General features: G+C 61.2%; 1 protein-coding gene and 1 pseudogene. Both read left to right on the top strand.

The genetic code is table 11. The features are described from left to right. A pseudogene (locus tag ACESMD_RS10960) lies at nt 1-219 on the top strand (FAD-dependent oxidoreductase); the annotation flags it as partial. Nucleotides 220-288: 69 nt separating this feature from the next. Then, nucleotides 289-1158, top strand: coding sequence for an EamA family transporter (locus ACESMD_RS10955; protein WP_372613072.1), 870 nt, complete (start codon nt 289-291; stop codon nt 1156-1158). Nucleotides 1159-1319 lie beyond the last annotated feature (161 nt).

The raw sequence follows: 1319 nt of genomic DNA, 5'->3' as shown, positions 1-1319 counted from the left end.
GATTTTCTGCGTCGACGGTCAAAGATCTCCCTGGTCGTGCCGGAAGACACCATCCGCAATTCCCCAGGCCTGATGGAAGCCTGCGAAATCCTCTTCGGCGACAAGGCCCGGGAGCGCCTCGACGAGTACCTGGCCGAGGAAGCCGATCCTCTACTGGAAGCCCTGAGTGCGGATGCCGAGACGGATAATCCCGCCCATTCGGAGAAGCTGCGGTGGTAACTGGAATTGTGCAGCATGAGTGTGGCGAGGTATGCTCGCAGTCAACTTATTTAATATAAGAGGTTTACTGTGGGGTATCTCGTCGGTGTCACCCTGTTATGGGCCTTTTCCTTCTCGCTGATCGGTGTCTATCTCGCCGGCCAGGTAGATAGTTACCTCGCCGTGCTGGTGCGTGTCGTGCTGGCAGCCCTGGTCTTCCTGCCGTTTCTGCGCCCCTCGCTGCTGGTTGGCCGTCAACGCCTGGCCTTGATGGGGCTGGGGGCGATCCAGCTCGGGGTCATGTATATCTTCTTCTATCAGTCGTTCCTCCTGCTGTCGGTGCCAGAGGTCCTGCTGTTTACCATTTTCACCCCCCTGTATATTGCCCTGCTCGATGATTGGCTCTTCGGACGCTTCACTCCCTTCTATCTGTTGACCGCCGGCCTGGCCGTGCTGGGAGCGGCGGTGATCCGTTACCAGGGACTCGACAGTGGGTTCTGGCTGGGTTTTCTGGTCGTACAGGGCGCCAATCTGTGTTTCGCCCTGGGTCAGGTGGGCTATCGTCGGCTGTCCACGAGCCTGCCGGATTCCCTGCCGCGTCACAGTGTCTTTGCCTGGTTCTATCTGGGCGCCCTTGCCATTGCCCTGCCAGCCTTCGCGTTACTGGGCGATGCCTCGGCGATGCCCACCACGGGTATCCAGTGGGGAATTCTTGCCTGGCTGGGGTTGGTCGCTTCCGGATTGGGCTATTTCCTGTGGAACCTGGGGGCCGTGCGTGTGGATGCCGGAGCCCTGGCGATCATGAACAATGCGCTGATTCCCGCCGGACTGCTGGTCAACCTGGTGATCTGGAATCGCGATGCCGACCTGGCTCGTCTCTCCTTGGGTGGGGCGATCATCCTGGGCTCGCTCGTCCTCAACGAGTGGTGGCTGCGTCGCCGTCGGCTCCAGCCCGCCTGAGGCCATTTGCCCGGCGGCGGGTCAGTGGCCATAATGAGCGGCCGCGATGCGAGAGGCCCGTGCATGCAGTCCCACAATAGCGATGGCGCCCAGCCCGACCTGGCCGACAAGATCCCCTTCAGGAACATCGGCCTGATTGGTCGCCTGGGCAGCAGCAAGGT

Source organism: Halomonas sp. (genome assembly GCF_041689495.1).
GTDB lineage: Bacteria > Pseudomonadota > Gammaproteobacteria > Pseudomonadales > Halomonadaceae > Halomonas.
This window is presented reverse-complemented; position numbering and strand designations above follow the sequence as displayed.